The sequence below is a fragment of the Vibrio sp. 10N.261.54.A5 genome, from assembly GCF_041471145.1.
GTDB lineage: Bacteria > Pseudomonadota > Gammaproteobacteria > Enterobacterales > Vibrionaceae > Vibrio > Vibrio crassostreae_C.
Map to the genome: position 1 here is coordinate 50,925 of NZ_JBFRNU010000075.1, position 7,169 is coordinate 58,093.

The window sequence follows — 7,169 nt, forward strand, 5'->3', positions numbered from 1 at the left end:
ATGACCATGAAACTGAATTTCTCTTTATACCGTTACAATCCAGATGTCGACCAGAAGCCTTATATGAAGGAATACACTCTAGAAGTGGATGAAGGTTCAGACATGATGCTTTTGGACGCGCTTATTCTGTTGAAAGAGCAAGATCCAACAATCTCATTCCGTCGCTCATGCCGTGAAGGTGTATGTGGCTCGGATGGTTTGAACATGAACGGCAAAAATGGCCTAGCGTGTATCACTCCGTTGTCTGCGCTTTCTGGCCAAGACAAGATAGTGATTCGTCCACTGCCTGGCTTACCTGTTGTTCGTGACCTGATTGTAGACATGACTCAGTTCTACGATAACTACGAAAAAGTGAAGCCATTCTTAGTATCTGACGGCAATGTGCCACCGGCTCGCGAAAACTTACAAAGCCCTGATGAGCGTGCTCATTTAGATGGATTGTACGAATGTATTATGTGTGCATGTTGTACAACGTCATGCCCATCGTTCTGGTGGAACCCTGACAAATTCATCGGACCAGCAGGCCTGCTTGCAGCGTACCGTTGGCTAATTGATAGCCGAGATACAGCGACAGATGAACGTTTGTCCGATCTTGATGATGCATTTAGCGTTTTTCGTTGCCATGGCATCATGAATTGTGTAAGTGTTTGTCCTAAGGGATTAAATCCGACGAAAGCGATTGGTCACATCAAGACCATGCTAGTGAATCGTTCGGTTTAAGTTATATAAAAATTGCCGCCCTAGAAGTTTTGGGGCGGCCTTTTAATAGCTCGGCATAGACCGCAGCAAACGTGAAAACTACTGGTTAAGGGAAAATATGCACAACGGCGTGATGAAGGCATGGCTCGAGTCTTCACACTTGGCTGGCGCCAATGCAACGTACGTAGAAGAACTCTATGAACTGTATCTAAGTGACCCAGATTCGGTAAGTGACGAATGGAGAAGTGTTTTTGAAGAACTGCCTGTGCAAGCTTCAGAGACAGTGGAACAACCACACTCTCGTGTTCGTGAATACTTCCGTCGACTCGCTCAAGAAACAAAGCATTACAGTGTCCAAGTTAGTGATCCAGATGTCGATGCGAAACAAGTAAAGGTTCTGCAACTTATTAATGCCTATCGATTCCGAGGGCATCAAGCAGCAAATCTAGACCCCCTAGGTTTATGGAAAAGAGCGACAGTTGATGAACTGGACCCTTCTTTCCACACTCTTACCGAAGATGACCTCAATGAGACGTTTAACGTCGGCTCTTACGCCATTGGCCAAGAGACGATGGTGCTTAAAGATCTCTACAAATCTCTAAAGCAAACTTATTGTGGCTCTATTGGTGCTGAATACATGCACATGACAAATACAGAGCAAAAGCGTTGGATCCAACAACGTTTAGAGTCTGTATCTGGTCAACCCTCTTTCAATAAAGAAGAAAAGCAAGCTTTCCTAGAAGAGCTAACCGCTGCTGAAGGTCTTGAGCGCTATCTTGGCGCTAAATTCCCAGGTGCAAAACGCTTCTCATTGGAAGGTGGTGATGCTCTTATCCCAATGACGAAAGAAATTATTCGTCATGCTGGCGGACAAGGCATGCGTGAAGTTGTTGTTGGTATGGCTCACCGTGGTCGTTTAAACATGTTGGTTAACGTGCTTGGTAAAAAGCCACAAGACCTGTTTGACGAGTTTGCGGGCAAGCACGATGACACGTGGGGTACTGGTGATGTGAAATACCACCAAGGTTTCTCTGCGGACTTCGCAACCCCAGGCGGCAACGTTCACTTAGCACTAGCCTTTAACCCATCTCACTTAGAAATCGTAAACCCGGTAGTTATCGGTTCAGTACGTGCACGTCAAGATCGCCTTGGTGATAATGACGGTAGCCGTGTACTTCCAATTACTATCCACGGTGACTCAGCTATCGCTGGCCAAGGTGTAGTACAAGAGACGTTTAACATGTCTCAAGCGCGTGGTTTCTGTGTGGGTGGTACGGTTCGTATCGTTGTAAATAACCAAGTTGGTTTTACAACGTCTAACCCACGCGATACTCGTTCTACGATGTACTGTACTGATATCGCGAAGATGGTTCAGGCTCCGATTTTCCACGTTAACTCTGATGACCCAGAAGCGGTCGCTTTCGTCGCTCGTTTGGCATTGGATTACCGTAATACGTTTAAGCGTGATGTTGTTATTGATTTGGTTTGTTACCGTCGCCACGGTCACAACGAAGCCGATGAGCCGAATGCAACACAGCCTTTGATGTACCAAAAAATCAAGAAGCACCCAACACCACGTAAGCTTTATGCTGATGTGTTAATGGAGCGCGGTGAGTTTGGTATTGATACGGCAACTCAACTCGTTAACGAATATCGTGATGCACTTGATCACGGTGAAGTTGTGGTTAAAGAGTGGCGCCCAATGGCACTTCACTCAGTGGACTGGTCTCCTTACCTAGGTCACGACTGGAACATCGAATGGGACAACAAGGTTGATATCGAGCGTCTGAAAGAGCTTGGTACCAAACTTTGCCAATACCCAGACAGCCATAAGCTGCAAAGCCGAGTCAATAAACTGTACAACGATCGTACTGCCATGGTGAATGGTGAGAAGCAAGTCGATTGGGGTATGGCCGAAACTCTGGCTTACGCAACACTTGTTGACGACGGTAAGCGTATTCGTATCTCTGGCCAAGATTCTGGTCGTGGTACGTTCTTCCACCGTCACTCAGTACTGCACAACCAATCAGATGCGAGCACGTATGTTCCTCTTGCGAACATTCACGATAAGCAGGGGCCATTCCAAGTGTTTGACTCGGTATTATCTGAAGAAGCAGTGCTAGCGTTCGAGTATGGCTATGCAACAGCAGAGCCAAGCGGTCTAACCCTTTGGGAAGCACAATTTGGTGACTTCGCAAACGGTGCGCAAGTAGTTATCGACCAATTCATTTCGTCAGGTGAGCAAAAGTGGGCACGTCTATGTGGTCTAACTATGCTGCTTCCTCACGGCTATGAAGGTCAAGGCCCAGAGCACTCTTCTGCACGTCTTGAGCGTTACCTTCAGTTATGTGCTGAACAAAACATGCAGGTTGTTGTTCCTTCAACACCAGCACAGGTTTACCACATGATTCGCCGTCAGGTTGTTCGACCAATGCGTCGTCCACTGATTGTAATGTCACCTAAGTCGTTGCTTCGTCATCCTCTGTGTACTTCTTCTCTTGAAGATTTGGCAGAAGGTACGTTCCAACCAGCTATCGCAGAAATTGATGATCTGGCACCTGAGAACGTAAAACGCGTCGTGTTCTGTTCAGGTAAGGTTTACTTTGACCTACTTGACCAAAGACGTAAGAACGAGCAAGACGATGTCGCTATTGTACGTATTGAGCAACTTTACCCGTTCCCTTATGAGGACGTGAGAGCTGCAATCGCACAATACACAAATGTAGTCGATTACGTTTGGTGTCAAGAAGAGCCACAAAACCAAGGTGCTTGGTACAGTAGCCAACATAATTTCCGAGCTGCTATCCCAGTAGGTGCTGATATTCAATACGCAGGTCGTCCTGCATCAGCATCGCCAGCTGTTGGCTATATGTCGGTACACTTGAAACAACAAAAAGCGTTAGTTGACGACGCTTTGACCCTACTTAAGAACTAGAAGTAAAAGGAAAATACGCACATGACAATTGAAATTCTGGTTCCAGATTTACCTGAATCTGTGGCTGATGCAACAGTTGCTACTTGGCACAAAAAACCGGGCGAAGCGGTTGCGCGTGATGAAGTCATTGTAGATATCGAAACAGATAAAGTAGTTCTAGAAGTACCGGCTCCTGAAGCGGGTGTTCTGGAAGCTATCATCGAAGAAGAAGGTGCTACAGTGCTTTCTAAACAGCTTCTGGCTAAAATCAAGCCGGGTGCTGTAGCTGGTGAACCAACGAAAGATACAACGGAAGATACAGAAGCTTCTCCTGATAAGCGCCACAAAGCGGCTCTTACAGAAGAGAGCAACGACGCACTAAGCCCAGCTGTTCGTCGCTTGCTTGCTGAGCACAACCTACAACCTGCTGACGTTAAAGGCACTGGTGTTGGTGGTCGTATTACTCGTGAAGACATCGATGCACACCTAGCAGCAGCGAAAGCGGCTCCGGCAGTAGCATCTGCACCAGCAGTTGAAGCGCCAGCAGCGGCTCGTAGCCAAAAACGCGTGCCTATGACTCGTCTACGTAAGACAGTTGCAAACCGCCTTCTTGAAGCGAAAAACAGCACAGCAATGCTGACGACTTTCAACGAAGTGAACATGAAGCCAATCATGGACCTTCGTAAGCAGTACAAAGACCAATTCGAGAAGCGTCACGACACGCGTCTTGGCTTCATGTCTTTCTACGTGAAAGCAGTAACAGAAGCGCTAAAACGTTTCCCAGAAGTGAACGCTTCTATCGACGGTACAGATATCGTTTACCACAACTACTTCGACATCAGCATGGCGGTATCTACGCCACGTGGTCTTGTGACTCCAGTACTGAAAGACTGTGACACACTAGGTTTCGCTGATATCGAGAAGGGCATCAAAGAGCTAGCAATCAAAGGCCGTGACGGCAAGCTAACGGTTGATGAACTGATGGGCGGTAACTTCACTATCACAAACGGTGGTGTATTTGGTTCTCTAATGTCTACACCAATCATCAACCCGCCTCAAGCGGCAATTCTGGGTATGCACAAAATCCAAGATCGTCCAATGGCTGTTGATGGCAAGGTAGAGATTCTACCAATGATGTACCTAGCGCTTTCTTACGACCACCGTCTAATCGATGGCCGTGAATCAGTTGGCTTCCTAGTGACCATCAAAGAGCTTCTAGAAGATCCTGCACGTCTGCTATTAGACGTTTAGTATCGCTAAAACGTCTAGTTAACCTCGTTAGCTAGACGTAAAAAGTTTCAAAGGCTAGGCTGCTCAACGTCTAGCCTTCACTTGAACTGTAAAGCCATTAGAAAATGGACAGCAGTTGATTTGAGAAGACCCTACAGACGTAACACAGGAAACTGTGTCGTTATGGAAATAATAATCCCTTAAGGGAAAATAAACGGAATATCAAAATGAATTTGCATGAATACCAAGCCAAACAGCTGTTTGCAGAATTCGGTTTGCCTGTACCAGAAGGTTTCGCATGTGATACTGCACAAGAAGCTTTTGAAGCTGCAGGTCGTATCAGTACAGCCAAGAAAGTCGTTAAGTGTCAAGTACACGCTGGTGGTCGCGGTAAAGCGGGCGGCGTAGAGCTACATGACACGAAAGAAGGCGTTAAAGAGTTTGCACAAAAGTGGCTAGGTAAAAACCTAGTGACTTACCAAACAGACGCTAATGGTCAACCTGTAACAAAGATCCTAGTTGAAGAAGCATCGAACATTGCTAACGAACTTTACCTAGGCGCTGTTGTTGACCGTGCAACGCGCAAAATTGTATTCATGGCGTCAACTGAAGGCGGTGTGGACATTGAGAAAATCGCTGAAGAAACTCCAGAGTTGATTCACCAATCAGCGATCGATCCTCTAGTAGGCCCTCAAGCTTACCAAGGCCGTGAACTTGCGTTCAAACTTGGTCTAGTTGGCGATCAAATTAAACAGTTCGTTAAGATCTTCATGGGTCTTGGCCAAATGTTCTCTCAGTACGACCTAGCTCTACTAGAAATCAACCCGCTTGTAATTACTGGCGAAGGCAACCTGCTTTGTCTTGACGGCAAGATCAACATTGACTCAAACGCAATGTACCGTCAGCCAAAGCTTCGTGAAATGCACGATCCTTCACAAGAAGACGAGCGTGAAGCTCACGCAGCTCAGTGGGAACTGAACTACGTAGCACTAGATGGTAACGTTGGCTGTATGGTTAACGGTGCAGGCCTTGCTATGGGTACGATGGATATCGTAAACCTACACGGCGGCAAGCCAGCAAACTTCCTTGATGTAGGCGGCGGCGCGACAAAAGAACGTGTAGCTGAAGCATTCAAGATCATCCTTTCTGATGACAATGTTAAAGCTGTACTAGTAAACATCTTCGGTGGCATCGTTCGTTGTGACATGATCGCTGAAGGTATTATCGGTGCGGTTAAAGAAGTTGGCGTAACAGTTCCTGTAGTTGTTCGTCTAGAAGGTACCAACGCAGATCTAGGTCGCGAAGTACTTGCTAATTCTGATGTTGATATCATTGCAGCTGAATCTCTAACAGATGCTGCTCAGAAAGTTGTTGCTGCTGCGGAGGCGAAATAATGTCTGTATTAATTAACAAAGACACTAAAGTAATCTGTCAGGGTTTCACTGGCGGTCAAGGTACATTCCACTCAGACCAAGCGATCGCATACGGTACGCAAATGGTTGGTGGTGTTTCACCTGGTAAAGGTGGTCAAACTCACCTAGGCCTTCCAGTATTCAACACAGTACGTGAAGCAGTAGAAGTAACTGGCGCAACTGCAACAGTTATCTACGTACCTGCTCCTTTCTGTAAAGATGCAATCCTAGAAGCGATTGATGCAGGTATCGAACTGATCGTAACGATCACAGAAGGTATCCCGACAACAGATATGATCGATGTTAAAGTGAAGCTAGAAGAAACTGGCGTTCGCATGATCGGTCCTAACTGTCCAGGTCTTATCACTCCAGACGAGTGTAAGATTGGTATCATGCCTGGTCATATCCACAAGAAGGGTAAAGTAGGTATTGTATCTCGTTCAGGTACTCTGACGTACGAAGCAGTTAAGCAAACAACAGATGAAGGCTTTGGTCAGTCTACATGTGTTGGTATCGGTGGTGACCCTATCCCAGGTTCAAACTTCATTGATATCCTAAAACTTTTCCAAGAAGACCCAGAAACTGAAGCAATCGTAATGATTGGTGAAATCGGTGGTACTGCGGAAGAAGAAGCGGCTGAGTTCATCAAAGCAAACGTAACTAAGCCAGTTGTATCTTACATCGCTGGTGTTACTGCTCCTCCGGGCAAGCGTATGGGCCACGCAGGCGCAATCATCTCTGGCGGTAAAGGTACTGCTGAAGATAAATTCGCAGCACTAGAAGCAGCAGGCGTTAAGACTGTTAAGTCTCTTGCTGACATCGGTAAAGGCCTACGTGAAATCACGGGTTGGTAATCAGCTGGCTTTTATCGATTGAGATAGAAGTTAATTGAAACTGTCTCGTCCTAAAATACG

General features: G+C 46.4%; 5 protein-coding genes. All 5 read left to right on the forward strand.

Going from position 1 to position 7,169, the window contains the following annotated elements:
• The first annotated feature begins 6 nt into the window (after window positions 1-6).
• The 5 genes from AB4329_RS20780 to sucD all read left to right on the forward strand — a co-directional run bounded on the left by AB4329_RS20780 (window position 7) and on the right by sucD (window position 7,109).
• The gene (locus AB4329_RS20780; protein ID WP_010436773.1) at window positions 7-720 is read left to right on the forward strand and encodes a succinate dehydrogenase iron-sulfur subunit; all 714 of its coding nucleotides are present in this window, start codon (window positions 7-9) and stop codon (window positions 718-720) included.
• A 97-nt stretch (window positions 721-817) separates the two neighbouring features.
• Entirely contained in the window at window positions 818-3,634 is a 2,817-nt protein-coding gene (gene sucA, locus AB4329_RS20785; RefSeq protein ID WP_086716135.1) for a 2-oxoglutarate dehydrogenase E1 component, read from the forward strand.
• Between the two features lie 21 nt (window positions 3,635-3,655).
• Window positions 3,656-4,864 (forward strand): 2-oxoglutarate dehydrogenase complex dihydrolipoyllysine-residue succinyltransferase, encoded by a 1,209-nt coding sequence (odhB, locus tag AB4329_RS20790; RefSeq protein ID WP_060982217.1) that lies wholly within the window; start codon window positions 3,656-3,658, stop codon window positions 4,862-4,864.
• 206 nt (window positions 4,865-5,070) lie between these two features.
• The gene (gene sucC, locus AB4329_RS20795; RefSeq protein WP_010436793.1) at window positions 5,071-6,237 is read left to right on the forward strand and encodes an ADP-forming succinate--CoA ligase subunit beta; all 1,167 of its coding nucleotides are present in this window, start codon (window positions 5,071-5,073) and stop codon (window positions 6,235-6,237) included.
• Entirely contained in the window at window positions 6,237-7,109 is an 873-nt protein-coding gene (gene sucD / locus AB4329_RS20800) for a succinate--CoA ligase subunit alpha (protein ID WP_004734209.1), read from the forward strand. The genes sucC and sucD overlap by 1 nt, the downstream gene beginning before the upstream one ends.
• Window positions 7,110-7,169: the final 60 nt, after the last annotated feature.

Excerpts from the sequence above, each read along its gene's own strand:
- AB4329_RS20780 (WP_010436773.1), top strand. The coding sequence starts at position 7 with ATGAAACTGAATTTCTCTTTATACCGTTACAATCCAGATGTCGACCAG.
- sucA (WP_086716135.1), top strand. The coding sequence starts at position 818 with ATGCACAACGGCGTGATGAAGGCATGGCTCGAGTCTTCACACTTGGCT.
- odhB (WP_060982217.1), top strand. The coding sequence starts at position 3,656 with ATGACAATTGAAATTCTGGTTCCAGATTTACCTGAATCTGTGGCTGAT.
- sucC (WP_010436793.1), top strand. The coding sequence starts at position 5,071 with ATGAATTTGCATGAATACCAAGCCAAACAGCTGTTTGCAGAATTCGGT.
- sucD (WP_004734209.1), top strand. The coding sequence starts at position 6,237 with ATGTCTGTATTAATTAACAAAGACACTAAAGTAATCTGTCAGGGTTTC.